The sequence below is a fragment of the Pseudoalteromonas sp. S3178 genome (genome assembly GCF_005886985.1).
In the GTDB taxonomy this organism is placed as follows: domain Bacteria; phylum Pseudomonadota; class Gammaproteobacteria; order Enterobacterales; family Alteromonadaceae; genus Pseudoalteromonas; species Pseudoalteromonas carrageenovora.
Genome location: NZ_PNCW01000030.1, coordinates 1 through 20,248, shown reverse-complemented (window position 1 = coordinate 20,248; position 20,248 = coordinate 1). Strand labels below are relative to the sequence as shown.

Sequence of the window (20,248 nt, the reverse complement as noted above, 5' to 3'; positions counted from 1 at the left end):
ATGAATATAGCAATCATCCCTGCCCGTGGCGGGAGTAAGCGCATACCTCGCAAAAATATTAAAGAGTTTCATGGTAAGCCAATGATTGCTTATTCTATTGGGGCTGCCTTAAATAGTGGGTGCTTTGATAAAGTAATTGTATCCACTGATGATAAAGAAATAGCCGAAGTTGCAATACAATATGGTGCAGAAGTGCCATTTATGCGTCCTGCGAACATTGCGGATGATTATGCAACCACGCTTGACGTAATAAAGCATGCTGTTGAATTCACTGATTCACAAAACTGGGACGTCAAAAACGTATGTTGTATTTATGCAACAGCACCATTTTTAACCCCTGAATTTATTCAAAAAGGACTTAGTGAGCTAACATCTGTGGATATAGATTACGCTTTTAGTGCAACAAGCTTTCCTTTTCCAATTCAAAGAGCTTTAAAGCTTAACCATGAGCAATGTGTAGAAATGTTTCAGCCTGAGTATTTGAATACCCGCTCGCAGGATCTTGAAGAAGCGTATCATGATGCAGGGCAGTTTTACTGGGGTACTGTAGAGGCGTTCCTTGAAAAAAAAGCCATATTTGGAAGTAACTCTAAAGCTATTTTACTGCCTCGCAAACGGGTCCAAGACATTGATACACCTGAAGACTGGGATTTAGCCGAAGCGTTATACCGAGTAATTGAATGCTAAAAGTTGTTATTAGGTCTGATGCATCCTCTTATATAGGCAGCGGACATATTATGCGCTGTTTAGTACTAGCTGATAGGCTAAAACGAGATGGTCATGACGTTACATTCGCAACGCGTCCGCAAAATGGTGATTTAATTTCATTGATAAGGCAGCGTGGCTTCGCCGTTCATGAACTACAACAACCTACAGATTGGGTTATACCAAGCACGAGTGCTGATTATGTTGCGTGGTTGCAAGTTAGTGAATCCGAAGATGCAAAAGAATGCGCCACCGCCTTCTCTAACCCTGATTTAGTCATTACAGACCACTATGCTATTGGTGCAAAGTGGCATAAGAACGTGAAAAAAGCTTATCACTGTAAAATTATTGCAATTGACGATCTGGTGAGAGCGCACAATGCTGATCTAATTATAGATCAAACATTACTCAGAGAGCCTAGCGAGTATAGCGATTTAAATCCAAGGGCTGAGGCTTTAACTGGCACAGACTACGCGATAGTAAATCCACTCTTTTCTAAGCATCATAAATCCCAGCTCATGCTTGATACCAAATTAGTAGACAAACCTCGTGTACTTTTATCAATGGGAGGCATTGACGCTCCCAACGCATCAGAGCAAGTACTCGCAGTTTTAAGGCAAAGCATTAGCCCACCAGAAACAACTGTTTTACTTAGTCCAAGGGCTCCACATTACAACAGAATTAAAGAGTTTGCTGAAGAGAATAGCGCATGGGTGACTCATTTCGATTTTGTAGATGATATGGCCGATCTGATGTGTAAACATGATATTGCCATAGGCGCACCTGGCTCAACATCATGGGAGCGAGCTTGTGTTGGGTTACCGAGTATTGTTATTGCACTTGCTGATAACCAGCAGACAATTTGTAAAAACTTAGAAGCTGTTGGCGCTGCAATTAGTGTTGAGTTAAATGCTATTAATAAAAATTTAATGAACGCATATAAACAGCTAATTAAAAACTATTCAGAAATGCGATCAATTAACCTCAATTTATGTGATGGAAAAGGAGTTGAGCGTATTATGAAGCAGATAAATAAGTTGTTTAATAATACGTTAAATTTAAGGTTTGCCACATTGAAGGATGTTGAGCAAGTTTATAATTGGCAATGCGAACCAGAAACAAGGCGCTATGCACTTAATAAAAATGTGCCGGGTTTAGCTGAACATACGGCTTGGATGACAAGAAAATTAGAAAGTAAAAATGACTACTTTTATATCATAGAGCTAGCTGCTATTAGGGATAAAAAAGCGACTTCTGTTGGCGTAGTTCGATTAGATAAGTCGGACAAAGGGACATATACCATTTCCATTTTTATAGCGCCAGAACACTTTGGCAAAGGGATCGCCAAGAACGCGTTAAAGCAGGTAGATATATTGCACCCCAAAGCATTTATAGACGCTGTAGTTTTAAAAGAGAATACCGCATCGCAAACTTTGTTTAGCCGTGCAGGCTACACACGAGTTAATGAAGAACAATTTACTCGACAACCGGTGGAGTGAGGATTTATGAATAAATTTATTACAATTGATGGCCGAAAAATAGGCCCTGATCACGCGCCTTATATTATTGCTGAAATGTCAGCAAATCATAATGGCGACATTGAAAACGCATTTAAAATCATGGAAATGGCAAAAGAGTGCGGTGCTGACGCGTTAAAGTTGCAAACGTATCGCCCTGATACTATTACAATGAAAAGTGATAATCCTGAATTTTTAATTAAAGGTGGTTTATGGGATGGAAACACACTATATGATCTCTATGAAGAAGCGCATATGCCATGGGAATGGCATAAGCCTTTATTTAAAAAAGCAAAAGAGTTAGGGATCACAATTTTTAGTTCGCCATTTGATTTTACTGCCGTTGATTTACTTGAAGAGCTAGATGCGCCAGCCTATAAAATAGCATCGTTTGAAGCGATTGATTTACCGTTAATTGAGTATGTGGCAAAGACAGGCAAGCCAATGATCATTTCAACGGGCATGGCTAATGAACAAGAAATTAGAGAGGCTGTTGAAACAGCCAAGAATGCAGGTTGCAAAGAACTTGTTGTCCTGCATTGTGTAAGTGGTTACCCAGCGCCCTCAGAAGATTACAATCTAGCCACTGTGAGCGACATGGCTCAACGCTTCGATGTACTAACGGGTTTATCAGACCATACTATAGACAATACTACAGCAATTACGTCGGTGGCATTAGGCGCATGTTTAATAGAAAAACATGTAACACTTGATAGAAATGGTGGTGGACCGGATGATAGCTTTTCACTAGAAAAACCAGAGTTATTACAACTGTGCCGAGACTCTAAAATTGCATGGCAAGCGCTGGGGAAAGTAAATTACGAGCGTAAAGAGAGTGAAAAAGGGAATGCTATATTCAGACGCTCACTTTACGTGGTGAAGGATGTTGCTGAGGGCGAGCTGTTTACTCATGATAATGTAAAAAGTATTAGACCTGGCTATGGTTTAGCCCCTAAATATTTATATGATGTTATAGGGAAAGAAGCGAATACAGATATCGCTTCTGGGACTGCTTTAGCTGAAAGTTTAATAAAGTAGTTTTATTAGATCGTAACAACTTAGGTTTAAAAAGAAGACAATATTTATGCTAGTAAATCGCTTCGCAGTGAGTGTAGTGGTCCCAGTTTACAACGGCGAAAAATATATTCGCCGTTGTGTAGACTCATTATTGAATCAAACACTAGAAAACATTCAGATAATTATTGTTAATGATGCTTCAACAGATTCGACTGAAGCTATTCTTAGTGAGTATAGTAATAAAAATCCAGAAAAGGTTACCGTAATAACACTTCCAGAAAATAAAAAGCAAGGTGGAGCTCGTAATGCAGGGTTAGACTTAGCAGAGGGGGAGTATATAGGCTTTGTCGACGCTGACGATTTTGTAAAAAATGAAATGTTTGAAAGGCTTTATAAAAAAGCTCTCACAAGCGACTATGATGTAGTTGATTCTGATTACTTAATCTATGATGGCGAGCGGGTTTTAGGTAAAGAGATTAGTGTGAATTTGGACAACCTTGATAACGTATTTAGTAATTACGGTCGTCTATGGACAAAAATATTTAAAAAACACTTTTTTTGTAAAAAAGCCCTTAGTATACGTTTTCCTGAGAATATTTTTTATGAAGATAATTACATACAGTTTTTTTTAGCCGCAGAAACTAAAAACATGGGTAAAGTGAATGATGCTTTTTATTTCTATTCACATAACCCTAACTCGACCACGAGAGTGGTGGATAACCCAAGGTATTTTGATCGCTTTAAAACCGCTGTAATGGCTTTTGAAGACTTTAAAAGAAGAGAGGATTATACGAAGTACAAGGATGAAATTAACTATAGAGTATATAACTTGGGTGTGTACATTACATTTTTAGGGTTAGTAAATAATCATTCACAGGTGCCTTTAGATAAAATAAAAGAAATAAATAATTTAAATAAACAATTGAGCATATCAAAAAATAAGTTTTATAAAAAATCTTCAAAAAAATATAAGTTTTTTGGTTTTTGTATACTGAGATTCCCCTATCTATTCGCATTTATTCTCTATACGCGATTAAAATCAATTCAATTAGTGAATAAACTTTATCATGGCAAGTAAAAAAAATGGTTTAATATATTTGCTATCAAATATAGCAAATGCAGGGTTGTCATTCATCCTTCTTCCTATTTTAACAAGAGCTTTAAGTAAAGATGATTATGGAAAAATCGCTTTATTTATGATGGTTATATCTTTAATGCCAGTTTTTGTTGAATTATGTACCGCAGGCTCAATTACTAGAAAATTTTATGACGATTGTAAAAGTGATTTTAGTAGTTTTGTAGGTACTGTTTTTAAGGTTATATGTATTGGTGGACTGATAAGTGCTGTTATTGTGTTTCTCTTTAAAGATCATATTGAAGTAATAATACCCCTTAGTTACCAATGGATATTATTTGCTATAATTATTAGTTTTTGTAATTCAATTATTAGTATCAGGTTGGGGCAATGGCAAGTTAGGCAACAAGCGATCAAATATGGTGTATTTAATTTTATAAAAGTTTTTTTAACTTTTACGTTATCCTTAACCTTTGTTGTTTATTTAGGTGCGGGCGCTGAAGGGCAGGTATTATCTATATTATCGGGAAGTATAGTTATGGCTTCTGTAGCAGCGTATCTTCTACATAAAAATAAAATTTTCACCTTAGAAAAAAATAAACCTAATCATCTAAGAGAAATTCTAAATTATGGCTTTGGTTTGATCCCACATGTTTTAGGTGGCTTTTTACTGCTGTCTGCCGATAGATATATTCTTGATAAAAATTTAGGGCTCAGTGCTGTTGCTATATATATGGTCGCTTATCAATTGAGCTCAGTATTGGGGATAGTATTTGATGCCGCTAATAAAGCGTTTGTCCCTTGGCTTTTTGCATTACTAAAGCGTGATAACGAGAAAGAGAAAGCTAACTTAGTTAAGTATACTTATTTATCTATGCTCTTATTAATAGGGTTATCTGCTCTCGCTTTTATTATTGGCCCTTATTTTGTTGTTTTTATTGCTAGTGAAAAATATAAACAAGCAGGTGAGATTATCGGTTACTTATGCTTGGGACAAGCTTTTAATGGTATGTATTTAATGGTGACCAATTACATTTTTTACTCAAAGAAAACAGCATTTTTGTCATTTTCGACTATTTTGTCAGGAGTTGTAAATGTTGTATTGATGCTGATACTAGTTCAAATCAATGGATTAGTAGGCGTAGCCCAAGCTTATGCTATTGGCCAGCTTATTAGGTTTATATCTACATGGGCACTGTCTGCGAAGGTGTATTCAATGCCTTGGCTTACATTTGTCAAATATACTTAATGTTAATTAAATTTTTAAAGCTTTTAATCTTAAGCAGCCAACTCCTCGCCAAATAGGTGGTTTTTTTGAGTTTTTATCTTCAATAATGTTAGCAATATAAGTGCTTTTATTTGGACAAATAAATGAATAAATTGATAATTGAAAATACATATAGAAGCTTACTTATATATATGCTTTATGATCCAGCTTGGAAGATGCATGATTATGTAATAGTGAAAGGTCGGATCTCAAATGATTTTATTTTACGCTTTAAAGATAAAGTAAATAAAGTATCGATAAGTGATGACTTCCCTATAATCTCATTAAAGTCACCATTCAGCTCTATTTATACCCGATTGCAGTTTTTAAATTCAATTAAAAATTATGACGAAATATATGGAAATATTTTTGAATTAAAATTAAGGGCATGCAAGGCTAAATTATTTCAGCTCGACGATGGTTTGATGACTAAAAGAATGGTTGAAGGTAACTTAAACAGAAAAATTAATAACCTTAAGTTCAGAAACAACCTCTTTTTTAGAGTTTTTTTAAATGTAGATTATAACTTCGATGCTAAACGCTATACGTTTATTATTCCTGATTCATATCAAAATAAAAAAAAGCTGTCATGTGAATGTATAAATTTAGGCAAAAAAATTAATGAGTTATCTACTGACGATTACTCCGCAATTTGTGAGATATATGGATTTTCTCCAACTAAGCTCAAAGGTAAAAGTATACTTATGCTGCAACCATTTTTTGAGGATAGGTTAGTTTCAAGCCTTGAGTACGAAATTAATATGTATAAAGAAATATTGAAGTCTGAGGGTGTGTTAGAGAATGAGCTCTATATAAAACCCCACCCCAGAAGTAAAGTAGACTACAAAAAGTACTTTCAGGAGTCAGAGTTTATCCCCAAAGATTTTCCATATGAACTTTTAGTTAGAAAATCGGCTAATAATAAGTTCAATAAAGTTTTATCTATAAACTCAAGTGGTATTGAAGAGTTTTCTACTATTTCTGAAGAGGTAGTAAATTTTGGAACTGAGAATTTTAAAGAACTAGAGTTTAGTCCGATGCTCAGATTTTGAATAGTAATGTTTTAGCAAAAAAATAACCGATTTCAATTTTTCAGAGAGTTTCATGAAAGTACTTTTTTTATGTAGTAATTTAAATAACACGGGTGGAACCGAAAGAGTTGGTTCTATTATAGCTAATCAGCTTTCTGACTCAGGCTATGACATTTTTTTTGCCAGTCTCATGGGGGGAGAAAGCCCTTTTTTTACTCTAAACGATAATATTAAAACATTCTCACTTTTTAAGTCTACTGGGCGAGCGTTTCTCCGTGCCCCATTAATCATCTATCGACTAAGAAAAATTTTAAAAGATAATGATATAGACGTCGTAATTGCTATTGAATCTATGCTTACACTGTTTACATTGCCTTCAGTATTAGGTTTACCTGTAAAGCATGTATGTTGGGAGCATTTTAATTTTAACAGTGATTTAGGTAGGGCGAGTCGCAGAGTTGCGCGCCAGCTTGCTGCTCGCTATAGCGATAGTATTGTCACCTTGACAGAAAGAGATAAAAAGTATTGGCTAGCTAATACAAAGCATAAATCTCAAGTTACAGCTATAGCAAACCCATGTCCCTTTGTTGTACAAGAGACTGATTATAAAAATGAATCTAAAACAGTTTTAAGTGTAGGGCGCTTAGCGCCTCAAAAAGGATTCGATCTCCTACTGTCGGCTTGGGTTGAGGTTATAAAGTTAGCGCCTGATTGGAATTTAAAGATTGTAGGTGATGGAGACGATAAAAAGCAGCTAGCTACTTTTATTTCAGCTAACAACTTGTCAAGCAGCGTAGAGCTTGTTGGTAAAACAAATAATATTCAAGAGTACTATAAAAATGCTGGTATTTATTGTTTGAGTTCTAGGTTTGAAGGCTTCCCAATGGTGCTTCTTGAAACACTTTCTTTCGGTTTACCAGTAGTTAGCTTTGACTGCGATACTGGGCCAGAGGAAGTGCTGAATAATACCGGTGGAATACTTGTTAAACCTAACGACTCATACTCACTTGCAATAGCATTATTAGAGTTAATGAATGATAAACAAAAGCGTGAAAGCATTTCAAAAATGAGTAAAGAAAAAGCTTTAAAGTATCAACCAGATGCAATTATTGAGCATTGGAAAATGTTACTAGAAGAGCTATAAAATGATACATTTGAAAAGATGAACATGAGTATAAATAAATGTAATCCACCTGTAGTTATGCCTAAAACAGCTTTTTATTTTTTAGCTGCGCTAATTTATGGTCTGCTTTTAGCTTCTCTACCTAATGAGCTCTTTAGAGATAGGGAGAACTATGTTGTTTATGCAAGTAACTTCGCAATTATATTTAAGCAATATAATGCTATTACACTTTTGTTTAATGAGCCTCTTTTTTTATTATATAATAAAGTACTAAGCTTTTTATTTTCTCCAGAGTTGGTACCCAGAGTAAGTGTTTTTTTTATATCATTTTCGATTGCATATTTTATATTAAAACATGCTCGTAACTCACTACTCGTTCTTTTAGGTTTTTCTCTCTTATTTTTTGTTTCATTTACATTTCACCTTCAGCTTGTTGTACTTAGGCAAGGTGTTGCAACGATTCTATTACTTTGGATAGTTGACCTATATTGGGGGAAAAAACCTTTCTTTCCTCTATGCTTCCTTCTACTTTTTTTCCACATAAGTTTTGCGATTGTCTTTTTTGTTTTATTTTACGAGCATGTATTAACAAAGTTTATTAAAAACATAAAATTAAGGTTATTATTTTTTAGCTCAACCTTATTTGCTTTATCTTTTTTTATGTTGGCTGTAGCAAGCTCTCTGGGAGTCCGGCAAGCCGAAGGCTCACACCTAGTTAATAATACTAATGGGGGGGGAGGCTTTGTTCTATTTAGTTTTTTACTCTTTTTTCTTTACCTTAGAGGGTTAAATAACGTTTGTAGAACACCTTATGGAAAAATTGGCTTATTAGGCGTTTTAGTATATTTAATCTTTTATTTTACAATCCCTATATCTGGTCGCCTAATTAGTGTTTTCCTGCTTTTTTATTATGTTTACATAGTTTTAAGTACCAATGCTAAAGACTATTTTTCATCGTTTATATTTTTATTAGTAAATGTTTACTTATGGGGCAATGCAATAAACGGTGAAAGTTTAACTAAATTAGGTGCTAGCTATTTTAGTGCTTTTTTATAGCAGTATATTAAGAAAAAATTAGGTGTGTATGAAAATATTACTGGTTATAACCGGTTTAGGCATGGGTGGTGCTGAACATGTTGTGGTTAATATGGCCGAAGAATTATTTAAAAAAGGTTACGAGGTCAAGATAGTTTATTTAACTGGTTCAGCTCTCGTTTTACCGAAAAATAGTAACATTGAAGTAATACCGTTAAATATGATGGGAGCTAAAAGTTTTGTTACTTCATATTTAAAGTTAAGAGCTATCGTTAAAAACTTCAAACCTGATGTTATTCATAGTCATATGGTACACGCAAATATTTTAGTCAGATGTTTAAGGCTTTCACTTAAAGTAAAAAAAATAATAAGTACTTCGCATAGCAATAATGAAGGTGGGAAACTTCGAATGTTGGCTTATCGAATCACCGATAAGTTAGCTAATATATCAACGAATGTAAGTGCGGACGCTGTAAATGAGTCTATTCGAAGAGGCGCAGTTAAAAGAGGACGAATGATTTCAGTACCAAATGGAATTAACACTGAAACATTTTATTTTAACAGTGAAAAGCGCTCTAAAATTAGACACGAACTTAGTATAGGTCATAAAAAATTATTATTAGCTGTCGGTAGGTTTACTGAAGCCAAGGATTACCCGAACTTATTAAATGCTATTAAATTACTTAAAAAACAACGAACAGACTTTAAATTATTTATAGTTGGAGATGGACCTTTAAAAAGCTACTTAGAGAATATGATTGAAGAGTTTGACCTCAAAGATTACGCTGAATTATTAGGTATACGCAATGATATACCTGCCCTCATGTCGGCTGCGGATTTATTTGTGTTATCTTCCGCTTGGGAGGGGTTTGGTTTAGTTGTGGCTGAAGCTATGGCATGTGAAAGACTTGTTGTTGCAACAGACTGTGGGGGAGTTGCTCAAGTTGTATCGCCTTATGGGGTTCTTGTAAAACCTATGGATTCTGTATCATTAAGTAATGCCATCAATAATTCTATGAATATAAGCTCAGATGAATCAGCGGAAATAGGTTCTTTATCAAGAGCACATATTATTAATAGTTACTCGTTAATAAAAAATATTGAGTCTTACGAAAGCCTCTATAACTCTCGTGATATTTAGGGTTAATGTTTTAACCTGATTTAAAAGAGTTCTATTTTTATACAAAGATTAAAACTATAGTTCCCTAAGGGTCCAAAATTTGAAATTACTTATTATAATTAATGTTGATTGGTTTTTTGTTTCTCACCGTTTACCAATTGCGCAAGAAGCTCTCAAGCAAGGATACTCTGTTACTATAGCTTGTCATTTTACTGAGCATAAGCAAACACTGAAAGAGATGGGCTTTAATGTTGTAGAGCTTCCATTTAGTAGGAGTGGTGGCAGCATAGGTAATGAGCTAAAAACACTTAAAGCTATTCGTAACTTAATTAAGCAAGAGCAGCCATCAGTTATTCATGCTGTAACAATAAAGCCTGTTTTATATGCAGGGTTAGTATTAAAAACTATTAAACAAAAAATACCGTTTGTAGCTGCTATATCAGGCTTAGGTTATGTTTTTACAGCAAATACTTTCAGAGCAAAGCTAACTAAGTTCGTAGCATCAATGGTATATAAAGTTGCGCTAGCTCATAAAAACAAAACCGTTATCTTCCAAAATAGATCCGATGAAAAAATACTTACAGAAGTGGCCAACCTTAACGCTAGCGATAAAGTACTTATTAAAGGCTCAGGTGCAGACTTATCTGTTTATAATCATATTCCTGAAATAAACCGTCCACATATTAAAGTTGCAATGGCATGTCGTTTATTACGTGAAAAAGGTGTTTATCAATATATTGAAGCAGCCAAAATGGTTAAAGCACAGCTTCCAAATACACAGTTTTTGCTTATAGGAACACCCGACTTAGAAAATCCAAATACAATAAAACAAGCTGAAATTGACAAGTGGGTTGATGAAGGGGTCATAGATTATTTAGGGCACCGTAATGATATCGCTGCAATTTTCTCTGATGTAAACATTGTAAGCCTACCATCCTTTTATGGTGAAGGCGTTCCAAAAGTACTTATTGAAGCAGCAGCATGCGGTAGAGCCATTGTGACAACTACAAATCCAGGTTGTAGTGACGCCATAATTAATAATGTAACAGGGCTAGCTGTTCCACCTATGGATGCGAAATCTCTAGCTGATGCTTTTATTAAATTAATAAATAACCCAAATGAACGTATAGAAATGGGAATCAAAGCCAGAGCATTTGCCGAAAAAGAGTTTGATGTTAAAGCCGTTGTGGATGCCCACATCACAATATATAAAACATTGGTGGATAATAAACTATGATCGCTTTAACTGGCTATAGTGGCTTTGTTGGCACAGAGCTTCTCAAAAAAATAAATACAAAAGAGTGTGTGTTACTTGGGCGTAAGCCAGCTTCGGATAACTATAAACATCAATTTTTTGATCTTAGTGAGCCCGTTCAAGAATTAGACTTAAGTGAAGTAAAAGTGCTTGTACATTGCGCGGCTCGCGTCCACATAATGGACGATAATTCTGCAAACCCAATAGATGAATTTAGAGCTGTAAATACAAAAGGCACTTTACATTTAGCTACTCAAGCAGCACAAGCAGGTGTTAAGCGGTTTATATTTATAAGTACTATCAAGGTAAATGGTGAAAGTACAACCGGTCGTACTCCTTTTAATGAACAAGAAAGCGCCCCAGAAGATCCATATGGAGTTTCTAAAGCAGAAGCAGAGCAACAACTGCTAGCTTTAGGACACAAAACAGGTATGGAAATAGTAATAATAAGGCCACCGTTAGTATATGGCGAGGGAGTAAAGGCTAACTTTGCATCTTTAATGAGGTTAGTAAATAAAGGTTTTCCTTTGCCTTTTAGAGCAATAAATAAAAATAAGAGAAGCTTAGTATCTGTATATAACTTAGTTGATTTAATTATGGTATGTGTTGAGCACCCAAATGCGGCTAATAAAGTATTTTTAGTAAGTGATGATCATGACCTTTCTACTGCCGAAATGGTACAATTAATGGCTAAGGTACAGGGTAAGTCAAACTTGGCGCTCCCGGTACCGCCAGTGTTGTTTTCACTTGTTGGTGCAATACTAGGTAAAAAACAGGTAGTAGATAGGTTAATAGGGTCGCTACAAGTAGATATCACTTACACAAAAAGTACACTTAATTGGGCACCACCATATTCAGTTGAAGATGGCTTTAAGTTCTCAGCAAAAAATCAAATAGGTTAATTAATGATTCGTATACTCGACATTTTGTTTTCATTGGTAGGTTTAATATTTGCTATGCCATTTTTAATCATTTTATACATCATAGGTTTATTTGATACAGGCTCACCACTTTTTATGCAAGAGCGCGTAGGCCGCAATAAAAAGCCATTTACCTTGGTAAAGTTCAGAACAATGACCGTAGATACAGCGTCGGTTGCTAGCCACCTAGCAAGCACTGCATCTATCACTCGCTTTGGTGGTTTTTTACGTAAAACTAAATTAGACGAACTACCGCAGCTGTGGAATGTACTTAAAGGCGAAATGAGTTTAGTTGGGCCTCGCCCAGGCTTATTTAATCAAGAAGAACTTACTCAGGCTCGTGAGGCTAAAAATATATACAATGTTCGCCCAGGTATTACAGGTTTAGCCCAAGTAAACGAGATTGATATGTCTACCCCAACGTTACTTGCTGAAACGGATGCAAAAATGATTGCTACGCTTAGCTTAAAGAATTATTTTATTTATATACTGCAAACAGTCACGGGAAGTGGCAGTGGAGATAGAGTTAAATAGCTTTACTTTTATACACAAATTTACAAAAAATAACCAAATACATAAAGACTATATAATATTTTGAATATAGTCTTTAACTATTAAGTGCAATAGTTGTTCATCTTGTAGTAAAATTGTAATCAATAGAATAGTAGTCTCACTGCTAGCTTCAGGGAAATGTATTGTGTTTTTAAAATATCTAGTTAATTTACCTCGCCCCCAAAAAAGAGTTGTATCACTCGTTGTAGATAGTATTTTTATTGTTGTAGCTTTTTGGCTCTCTTTTTTACTTAGGTTAGACAGCACCGCAGTTTTAAAAAATACACATACTTGGATATTATTAGCTACTGTTCTTCCGCTTAGCTTATTTAGCTTTGTAAAGCTTGGGCTTTACCGAGCTGTACTTCGTTACATGAACACACAAGCAATGTGGGCTATTATTGCTGGCGTTGTGCTCTCTACTGTATATTTAACCGTTTTGTCATTCTTTTTAAGTGCCCCTGTACCACGTACAGTGCCATTTATTTATGCTAGCTTTTGTATTTTATTTGTTGGCGGAGCAAGGCTAACCGTTCGCGCTGTAGTTGGCCAAATAACCATGCGCCGAAAAGAGGGCGTAATAATATATGGTGCAGGTTCTGCAGGGCGTCAGTTAGCAACTGCGCTTGCTAATGGCCCTGAGTATTCACCAGTCGCTTTTATAGACGACGACCCTAAAAAGCACTTATCGTTAATTCAAGGTGTTTGTGTGCATGCGCCTTCTCAAATTGCAGAAATAGCAAAGCAAAAATGTGCGAACAAAATTTTACTCGCATTGCCTAGTGCCTCAAGAAGCCGCCGAAAAGAAGTACTCAATGCAATAGAAAAGTTTAAATTACAAGTTATGACAATACCTGGTATGGCCGATATTGTATCGGGTACTACTAACCTCGACGAAGTTAAAGATGTAGAGATTGATGACCTGCTAGGTAGGGATTCAGTACAGCCTCGTCAAGATCTTATGTCAGCAAATATAGCTAATAAAGTGGTAATGGTAACAGGTGCCGGTGGTTCTATAGGCTCAGAGTTATGTAGGCAAATAATTAAAAATAACCCAATTAAAATAGTACTTTTTGAGCTGTCTGAGTTTGCGTTATATGCAATAGAAAAAGAACTGTCAGAATACTGCACTTCTAATAATTTAAATGTAGAAGTACTGCCTATTTTAGGCTCGATACAAAATAAAAAACTAGTTGAATCTACTTTCTCTACTTTTAGTGTTCAAACGGTTTACCATGCCGCGGCCTACAAGCATGTTCCACTGGTAGAGCATAATGTAGTAGAAGGCGTGCGTAATAATGTTTATGGTACTTATAACGTTGCTACTGCAGCAATAAACGCTAAAGTAGAAACCTTTGTACTAATTTCAACAGATAAAGCAGTTCGCCCTACAAATATAATGGGCACAACTAAACGCATGGCTGAACTAGTGCTACAAGGTTTGTCTGAAGTTCAAGATACAACGCGTTTTACAATGGTTCGCTTTGGTAATGTACTGGGCTCGTCGGGTTCTGTTGTTCCATTATTTAGAAAGCAAATAAAAGCGGGAGGCCCAATTACTTTAACTCACCAAGACATAACTCGTTACTTTATGACCATACCTGAAGCCGCACAGCTTGTTATTCAAGCTGGTGCAATGGGAGTTGGCAGCGATGTATTTGTGCTTGATATGGGTGAACCCGTTAAAATTAAAGATTTAGCGACCAAAATGGTACATTTATCAGGCCTTGAGGTTAAACACGAAAAAAGACCAAATGGCGATATAGAAATAAAATGTACAGGCTTGCGCCCAGGTGAAAAGCTTTTTGAAGAGTTACTTATTGGCGATAATGTTATTGGTACAGACCACCCAAGAATTTTAAGTGCGCAAGAGGTTAAAATGCCTTGGGATGAACTTGAGCCATTTTTAGGTAAGCTTAAAGCCGCATGTGATGAGTCAAACCATCAAGAAATACGTAGCTTGCTTTTAACTGCGCCAACAGCATTTTCACCAACCGATGGTATTTGCGACCTAAACTGGCAAGAAAAGCAAGGTAAGCAGACGAATGTAACTGTATTGCCTAAAGTAAATCGCTTTTGAGTAAATTTAAAGTTTAAAGATTAGGAATTTCATGAAATATCTAGTAACAGGTGCTGCTGGGTTTATTGGTGCTGCAACATGTCAAAAGTTATTAGCAGCAGGGCATACTGTAGTCGGTGTTGACAACTTAAACGACTATTACGACGTAAATTTAAAATTAGCGCGTTTAGATTTATTTAAAGAACACACCAGCTTTAAGTTTATAAAACTTGATATAAGCGAACGTGCGCTTATGAGTGAATTGTTTAAAACTGAGCAATTCGACAAGGTAATACACTTAGCGGCACAGGCTGGCGTTCGTTACTCAATTGAGAATCCAGATGCATACGCGGACTCAAACCTAGTTGGGCACTTAAACGTGCTAGAAGGGTGCAGAAATAATAAAGTTAAGCACCTTGTTTACGCATCATCTAGTTCTGTATACGGGCTAAACGAAAAAACACCATTTGAAACAACAGATAGTGTTGATCATCCTGTGTCGTTTTATGCTGCTACCAAAAAAGCCAACGAATTAATGGCCCATAGTTATTCGCATTTATATAGCTTACCGACTACGGGGTTACGCTTTTTTACAGTTTATGGGCCGTGGGGTCGCCCAGATATGGCTCCATACATATTTACTAAAAAAATCTTAAATAACGAAACTATCGATATAAATAATAATGGCGATATGTGGCGTGATTTTACCTACATAGACGATATTGTAGAGGGAGTAGTACACGCGGCTGATGTTATACCTAAAGCAAATCCTGATTGGAGAGTAGAAACAGGCTCACCAGCTTCAAGCTCTGCTCCGTATGCTGTTTATAATATAGGCCATGGCAGCCCTATTAATCTAATGAAATTCATAGAAGCTATAGAAAGCGAATTAGGTATTGAAGCTAAAAAGAACTTCCGTGAAATGCAAGCTGGCGACGTTTATAAAACCTTTGCAGATACACAAGACCTGTTTGCTGCCACTGGCTACAAAGCAAAGGTAGGTGTTAAACAAGGCGTGAATGAGCTAATTAAGTGGTATAATAATTTTTATTGTTAATTAATTAAAGTGAAGGCTGGCACTTGTACCTTTCAATTCAATATTTAAGAGCTCTTGCTGCTTTTATGGTTTTACTAACCCATGCTAGCTTTAAGCTTCAAAGTAATGGCTCTGATTTGCTTTCATGGTTTAACATTGGTGGCTATGGGGTAGACCTATTTTTTATTATTTCTGGTTTTATAATGTGCTTAACAGTTCAAAATAAAGCCATAAATTTTAAAAGTTTTATGAAGTCGAGAGTTATTAGGATTATTCCGCTATATTGGCTAATGACTTCACTTGCATTAATTATATATTTAATTAACCCTTCATTAGTTAACTCTTCTGGAGGGGAAACCTCTGTAGTTTCGTCTTATTTACTAATTCCCGACGGCTCAAAGTACTTAGTTAATAATGGCTGGACTTTGAGCTACGAGTTTTTTTTCTATTTAGTTTTTTCTTTTTTCTTGTTCGATAAAAGTAAACAAAAAGTATTTACATCAATAACATTAATATTTCTCTTTATTATGGGTCTTGCCTTTAAGTTTGAAGAAGCTTTAATGCAGTTTGCTACTAGCCCTCTACTGCTAGAGTTTGTAATGGGGATAGTGGTATACGAACTAATTCGTAAGTTTAAATTTAGTATTTGTTTTTCGTTTTTACTACTGTTCTTTGGTCTAGCTTTATTAATATATATGAATGAAAGCAACTACTACAACGTAACCTTCGGGAAAGCACTAACCTCAGGTATACCAATGTTTTTTGTATTATTAGGTTTTGTTGGATTAGAGCCTAAAATTAAAAAAAGTACAATTTATTTTGAGCTGGGTATGTCGTCTTATTCACTTTACTTAGTTCACCCTTTTTCGCTTGCGGCTGTTACTTTTATTTTTAAATATTTAGGTATTTTAAGCTTCTCCGGTTTTTACTTTTTCGCAATGGTTACTGTGAGCCTCATATCAGGGTGGCTGTGTTATTACTATGTAGAAAAAAGGCTTGATAGGCTATTTAGATCTAAAAAGAAGGTTTCTGCTCCTACCAATAAAATGCTGGCTAGTTAAATGCACTACTTGAGTTATATTATCCAGCCCCGTCTACATTTAACCGGTTAACTTAAAAATAATTAACTTATAAATAAATGACTACCTATGAAAGCTGCTATTCCTGTTGCAGGCCTTGGCACACGTATGTTACCGATGACTAAAGCAATCCCTAAAGAAGTGCTATCAATTGTAGATAAACCAGTTAATCAATACACAGTCAATGAGTGTGTAGCTGTTGGCGCATTGAAAGCAACGCTTCTATAAATACACAATCCCAATACGGATATTTGCTTATGTCGTTTACTAACTTTGCACGTAAAGGGTTTGCTACTATATACCTAGCTTGAGCTATTAAATTTTCATCACCTCTTACTTTGTGGTCATAATAATTTGATTGCCATATCTTTCCGTCAGTTCCGTTATTTTTATTAAATTTATAAGTTGTAATATTTTTAAATTTCGAATCAGATTCGATAAGTTAGAGTCACTATTTAATTGCAAAAGCCAATGTATATGAACAGGCATAATTACGTAGCAAATAGTATTAAGTGAATTACTTTTAGAGAACAAAGCAAGCTCTCTGGCTATTAAACGTGCATTTAGGTAATTGACGAATAATGGCTTACGAGAATCACAACATAAAGTTACGGTGTAAAAGGTATTAATGGTTGGGCATCGCCCTTTTAAACGCTTATGTGTGTTGGCCATATAATTAACTTCCATTTTAATAAATCAATTTGTGAGGGTAGGCCCTCTAATCTCAAGGTTTTCGACCACGTAGGCGTCTTGCTTGCTGGCGCACTAAAAGCACAGCTTTTACATATTTACGAAATTGCGTGAGCAAGCTTCACGCCTACACAAAACCTAAAATCACCTCTAATATTAGGGCTTAATCACCCGTAGGCGTCTTGCTTGCTGGCGCATTAAAAGCGAAGCTTTTACATATTTACCAAACTGCGTGAGTAAACTTCACGCCTACAAAAAAACTAAACCCACCTCTAATGTTAGGGCTTAATCACCCGTATGCGTCTTGCTTGCTGGCGCAATAAAAGCGTAGCTTTTACATATTTACCAAATTGGGTGAGTAAACTTCATGCCTACACCAAAGCCCTAAAACCACCTCTAATATTAGGGCTTAATCACCCGTAGGCGTCTTGCTTGCTGGCGCACTAAAAGCGTAGCTTTTACATATTTACCAAACTGCGTGAGTAAACTTCACGCCTACACCAAACCTAAAGCCACCTCTAACCTTAGGGCTTAATCACCCGTATGCATCTTGCTTGCTGGCGCATTAAAAGCGCAGCTTTTACATATTTACCCCTTACCTATTTCAATTTTAACTTCACTACCTAAAACCTCTTTGTACTTTTTGGCCAATGCACTTTTTGCCTCGTCATCACCATGCACAATTTTTATATGGCTTGGCTTTTTGCGCATACCGGTTACAAATTTAATTAACCCTTTTTGATCGGCATGAGCGCTGTAACCGCTAATGGTATGTATTTTGGCATGTATGTTTATGCGGGTATCATTTATAACAACATAACCATTACCTGGGCCATATTTTTGAATGTCGCGCCCTAAAGTGCCCCTACCTTGGTAGCCAACAAATAATACATCGGTAGTTGCATCACTTAAAAACCGCTCTAGGTAATTTACTATTCTGCCGCCGCTACACATACCGCTGGCGGCTAAAATAATAGCCGGCGTTTGGCGAGAGTTTAAATAATTAATAATAGCCATGTGTTCGCTGTGGGTATCAACTGTGGTTAGGTTTTTAAAATCTAGCGGGTGGCGACCTTTGGCTACTTTACGCTTGGCTTCACTATCCCACATATGTTTAAATTTTTTATATTGCTCGGTAAAAGTAGCAGCCATGGGGGAGTCGAGTATTATGTGTAAATCACGCCATTTTGAGTTTTTGGCCGACTTATAAATTAATTGCTCAAGTTCATACAGTAACTCTTGTGTACGGCCAATACTAAATGCAGGCACTAATACTACGCCATTATCTGCAATAGCTCCTTCAATAACCTTTTTTAAAGTGTGTGTGCGTTCTTTACGCCCTTGATGGTTTTTATCACCATAGGTCGACTCAATAACCAAAGTGTCGGCTTTATAAGGTGCTTTAGGTGAGGGAAGTAAAGGCGTATAAGGTGCGCCTAAATCTCCAGAAAAAACAACTCGATGTTTATTTTTACTTTTACTCTTATTAGTAATATCAATTTCTACATAAGCAGAGCCCAAAATATGCCCTGCTCTTTGAAATTTAGCTTTAGCTGTATGGTTCCCCTTAACAGGCAAGTTAAACCATGTTTTAAAATCAACAGGTATAATGCGTTTGTTTAGTAAACTTAAGCACGCGTTTATAATTTTTGGGTCGCGTGTAACACCAACCTTTAAAGCATCCTCTATTACAAGGGGCAATAAACTAGCCGAGGCAAGTGTTGTAAAAATAGGACCCTTAAAACCTGCAGCTAACAAATAGGGAATTCGGCCTACATGGTCAATATGGCAGTGAGTAACAATAAGTGCAGTAATATGCGTAATATTAAACTCTATCGACAAATCATCCCTAGAGTCCTCACCCTGAAAAAGCCCGCAATCTATAAGTACACTTGTTGTATTATTAATTATTAGCTCATGGCAAGAGCCAGTAACACCATTTACAGCTCCGTGATGAAGTATTTGCATTGCACATCCTTATTGCTACTAGTTAGGTACAGTTGAAAACTAAGTTAGGAGTATAGTTATAAATATTCAACCCAACCCCTCATATTGTATGAAAGCTAATAAGCAAAGTTTTATAGCGGCGTTTTATTAGTTCCAAAGCCAATTTATATAATCACAATAAAAACTATTCAAAAGTGAGCGTGTATTCACCTTTAAGCATGTTTACAAACTACGTTGTTTGAGAGTATAATCGCGCGCTCATTTAGTTTAATGTTGTGTTATTTGCAATGTGAGATAGGCCATAGGGATAGCCATGGAAAGTTGGTATTTAGTTTTATGTAAACCTCGTCAAGAAGAACGAGCACAAACCAACTTGCATAACCAAGGGATTAAAGCATTTTACCCCAAGTTAACCACCGAAAAGTTGATTAAAGGTCGTCGTACCCTTAAACAGTCTGCGTTATTCCCCAATTATTTATTTGTATGCCTTGAATCACAAAATGGTAACTTCTCTGCTGTAAAAAATACGCGCGGGATCAGTGGGTTTGTATCGTATGGTGCAAATTATCAAATAGTTCCTCAAAAACTAATAGAACAATTGCAATGTGAGCGCTTACAAACTACAGAGTCATTATTACCAAAGCCAGGCGATGTAGTTAATGTAAGTAGTGCTTCATTTAAAAATATTCAGGCCATATATAAAGAGCTTGATGGCGATATACGCAGCATTTTATTAATTAACTTACTTAATAAACCAATACAAATGAGCGTAGACAATAAAGATATTGAGTTTTAATTGTGCGGGCTAAGGGCTAAGGGC

The 20,248-nt window shown here is 36.0% G+C and carries 17 protein-coding genes and 1 pseudogene; 17 read left to right on the top strand and 1 reads right to left on the bottom strand.

Annotated elements, in window-relative coordinates:
• From pseF to CWC11_RS09450, 16 genes and pseudogenes are all read left to right on the top strand, one after another.
• Nucleotides 1-687: a pseudaminic acid cytidylyltransferase gene (gene pseF / locus CWC11_RS09525; RefSeq protein WP_138682503.1), complete on the top strand. Its 687-nt coding sequence runs from the start codon at nucleotides 1-3 to the stop codon at nucleotides 685-687.
• A complete protein-coding gene (pseG, locus tag CWC11_RS09520; protein WP_138682502.1) occupies nucleotides 681-2,204 on the top strand; it encodes a UDP-2,4-diacetamido-2,4,6-trideoxy-beta-L-altropyranose hydrolase in 1,524 nt (507 codons plus the stop codon). The genes pseF and pseG overlap by 7 nt, the downstream gene beginning before the upstream one ends.
• 6 nt (nucleotides 2,205-2,210) lie before the next feature.
• Entirely contained in the window at nucleotides 2,211-3,260 is a 1,050-nt protein-coding gene (gene pseI, locus CWC11_RS09515; RefSeq protein ID WP_138682501.1) for a pseudaminic acid synthase, read from the top strand.
• A 46-nt stretch (nucleotides 3,261-3,306) separates the two neighbouring features.
• The gene (locus CWC11_RS09510; RefSeq protein ID WP_138682500.1) at nucleotides 3,307-4,317 is read left to right on the top strand and encodes a glycosyltransferase family 2 protein; all 1,011 of its coding nucleotides are present in this window, start codon (nucleotides 3,307-3,309) and stop codon (nucleotides 4,315-4,317) included.
• Nucleotides 4,307-5,563 (top strand): lipopolysaccharide biosynthesis protein, encoded by a 1,257-nt coding sequence (locus CWC11_RS09505; protein WP_138682499.1) that lies wholly within the window; start codon nucleotides 4,307-4,309, stop codon nucleotides 5,561-5,563. Before CWC11_RS09510 ends, CWC11_RS09505 begins: the two co-directional genes overlap by 11 nt.
• Nucleotides 5,564-5,685: 122 nt before the next feature.
• Complete coding sequence (locus CWC11_RS09500) at nucleotides 5,686-6,633, top strand: glycosyltransferase family 52 (RefSeq protein WP_138682498.1); 948 nt, start codon at nucleotides 5,686-5,688, stop codon at nucleotides 6,631-6,633.
• Between the two features lie 52 nt (nucleotides 6,634-6,685).
• A complete protein-coding gene (locus tag CWC11_RS09495; RefSeq protein ID WP_138682497.1) occupies nucleotides 6,686-7,756 on the top strand; it encodes a glycosyltransferase family 4 protein in 1,071 nt (356 codons plus the stop codon).
• Between the two features lie 24 nt (nucleotides 7,757-7,780).
• A complete protein-coding gene (locus CWC11_RS09490; protein ID WP_171038412.1) occupies nucleotides 7,781-8,791 on the top strand; it encodes an EpsG family protein in 1,011 nt (336 codons plus the stop codon).
• Nucleotides 8,792-8,819: 28 nt separating this feature from the next.
• Nucleotides 8,820-9,911, top strand: coding sequence for a glycosyltransferase (locus tag CWC11_RS09485; protein WP_138682495.1), 1,092 nt, complete (start codon nucleotides 8,820-8,822; stop codon nucleotides 9,909-9,911).
• Between the two features lie 79 nt (nucleotides 9,912-9,990).
• Entirely contained in the window at nucleotides 9,991-11,127 is a 1,137-nt protein-coding gene (locus CWC11_RS09480) for a glycosyltransferase family 4 protein (RefSeq protein WP_138682494.1), read from the top strand.
• Nucleotides 11,124-12,047, top strand: coding sequence for a UDP-glucose 4-epimerase family protein (locus tag CWC11_RS23330; protein ID WP_138682493.1), 924 nt, complete (start codon nucleotides 11,124-11,126; stop codon nucleotides 12,045-12,047). The genes CWC11_RS09480 and CWC11_RS23330 overlap by 4 nt, the downstream gene beginning before the upstream one ends.
• 3 nt (nucleotides 12,048-12,050) lie before the next feature.
• On the top strand, nucleotides 12,051-12,599 hold the full coding sequence (locus CWC11_RS23325) for a sugar transferase (protein ID WP_138682492.1): 549 nt from the start codon (nucleotides 12,051-12,053) through the stop codon (nucleotides 12,597-12,599).
• A 163-nt stretch (nucleotides 12,600-12,762) separates the two neighbouring features.
• Nucleotides 12,763-14,697, top strand: coding sequence for a polysaccharide biosynthesis protein (locus CWC11_RS09465; protein WP_138682491.1), 1,935 nt, complete (start codon nucleotides 12,763-12,765; stop codon nucleotides 14,695-14,697).
• Nucleotides 14,698-14,728: 31 nt separating this feature from the next.
• Nucleotides 14,729-15,733 carry an NAD-dependent epimerase gene (locus tag CWC11_RS09460; protein WP_138682490.1) on the top strand — a complete coding sequence of 335 codons (1,005 nt, stop codon included), beginning with the start codon at nucleotides 14,729-14,731 and terminating at the stop codon, nucleotides 15,731-15,733.
• 23 nt (nucleotides 15,734-15,756) lie between these two features.
• Nucleotides 15,757-16,773: an acyltransferase family protein gene (locus tag CWC11_RS09455; protein WP_138682489.1), complete on the top strand. Its 1,017-nt coding sequence runs from the start codon at nucleotides 15,757-15,759 to the stop codon at nucleotides 16,771-16,773.
• A gap of 87 nt (nucleotides 16,774-16,860) precedes the next feature.
• Nucleotides 16,861-17,016, top strand: a pseudogene (locus tag CWC11_RS09450) (sugar phosphate nucleotidyltransferase); the annotation flags it as partial.
• A 1,053-nt stretch (nucleotides 17,017-18,069) separates the two neighbouring features.
• Here CWC11_RS09450 and CWC11_RS09440 read toward each other — a convergent pair.
• Nucleotides 18,070-19,449 (bottom strand): MBL fold metallo-hydrolase RNA specificity domain-containing protein, encoded by a 1,380-nt coding sequence (locus CWC11_RS09440; RefSeq protein ID WP_138682488.1) that lies wholly within the window; start codon nucleotides 19,447-19,449, stop codon nucleotides 18,070-18,072.
• Nucleotides 19,450-19,741: 292 nt separating this feature from the next.
• Between CWC11_RS09440 and rfaH the strand changes: the two genes are divergently transcribed.
• Nucleotides 19,742-20,224 (top strand): transcription/translation regulatory transformer protein RfaH, encoded by a 483-nt coding sequence (gene rfaH, locus CWC11_RS09435; protein WP_138682487.1) that lies wholly within the window; start codon nucleotides 19,742-19,744, stop codon nucleotides 20,222-20,224.
• The last annotated feature ends 24 nt before the right edge of the window (nucleotides 20,225-20,248 follow it).

Bases quoted from the DNA above. Each gene is read 5' to 3' on its own strand.
- CWC11_RS09490 (WP_171038412.1), top strand. From the start codon at position 7,781: ATGAGTATAAATAAATGTAATCCACCTGTAGTTATGCCTAAAACAGCT.
- CWC11_RS09500 (WP_138682498.1), top strand. From the start codon at position 5,686: ATGAATAAATTGATAATTGAAAATACATATAGAAGCTTACTTATATAT.
- pseF (WP_138682503.1), top strand. From the start codon at position 1: ATGAATATAGCAATCATCCCTGCCCGTGGCGGGAGTAAGCGCATACCT.
- CWC11_RS09485 (WP_138682495.1), top strand. From the start codon at position 8,820: ATGAAAATATTACTGGTTATAACCGGTTTAGGCATGGGTGGTGCTGAA.
- CWC11_RS09505 (WP_138682499.1), top strand. From the start codon at position 4,307: ATGGCAAGTAAAAAAAATGGTTTAATATATTTGCTATCAAATATAGCA.
- CWC11_RS09440 (WP_138682488.1), bottom strand. From the start codon at position 19,449: ATGCAAATACTTCATCACGGAGCTGTAAATGGTGTTACTGGCTCTTGC.
- CWC11_RS09460 (WP_138682490.1), top strand. From the start codon at position 14,729: ATGAAATATCTAGTAACAGGTGCTGCTGGGTTTATTGGTGCTGCAACA.
- CWC11_RS23330 (WP_138682493.1), top strand. From the start codon at position 11,124: ATGATCGCTTTAACTGGCTATAGTGGCTTTGTTGGCACAGAGCTTCTC.
- rfaH (WP_138682487.1), top strand. From the start codon at position 19,742: ATGGAAAGTTGGTATTTAGTTTTATGTAAACCTCGTCAAGAAGAACGA.
- CWC11_RS09495 (WP_138682497.1), top strand. From the start codon at position 6,686: ATGAAAGTACTTTTTTTATGTAGTAATTTAAATAACACGGGTGGAACC.
- pseI (WP_138682501.1), top strand. From the start codon at position 2,211: ATGAATAAATTTATTACAATTGATGGCCGAAAAATAGGCCCTGATCAC.
- pseG (WP_138682502.1), top strand. From the start codon at position 681: ATGCTAAAAGTTGTTATTAGGTCTGATGCATCCTCTTATATAGGCAGC.
- CWC11_RS09510 (WP_138682500.1), top strand. From the start codon at position 3,307: ATGCTAGTAAATCGCTTCGCAGTGAGTGTAGTGGTCCCAGTTTACAAC.
- CWC11_RS23325 (WP_138682492.1), top strand. From the start codon at position 12,051: ATGATTCGTATACTCGACATTTTGTTTTCATTGGTAGGTTTAATATTT.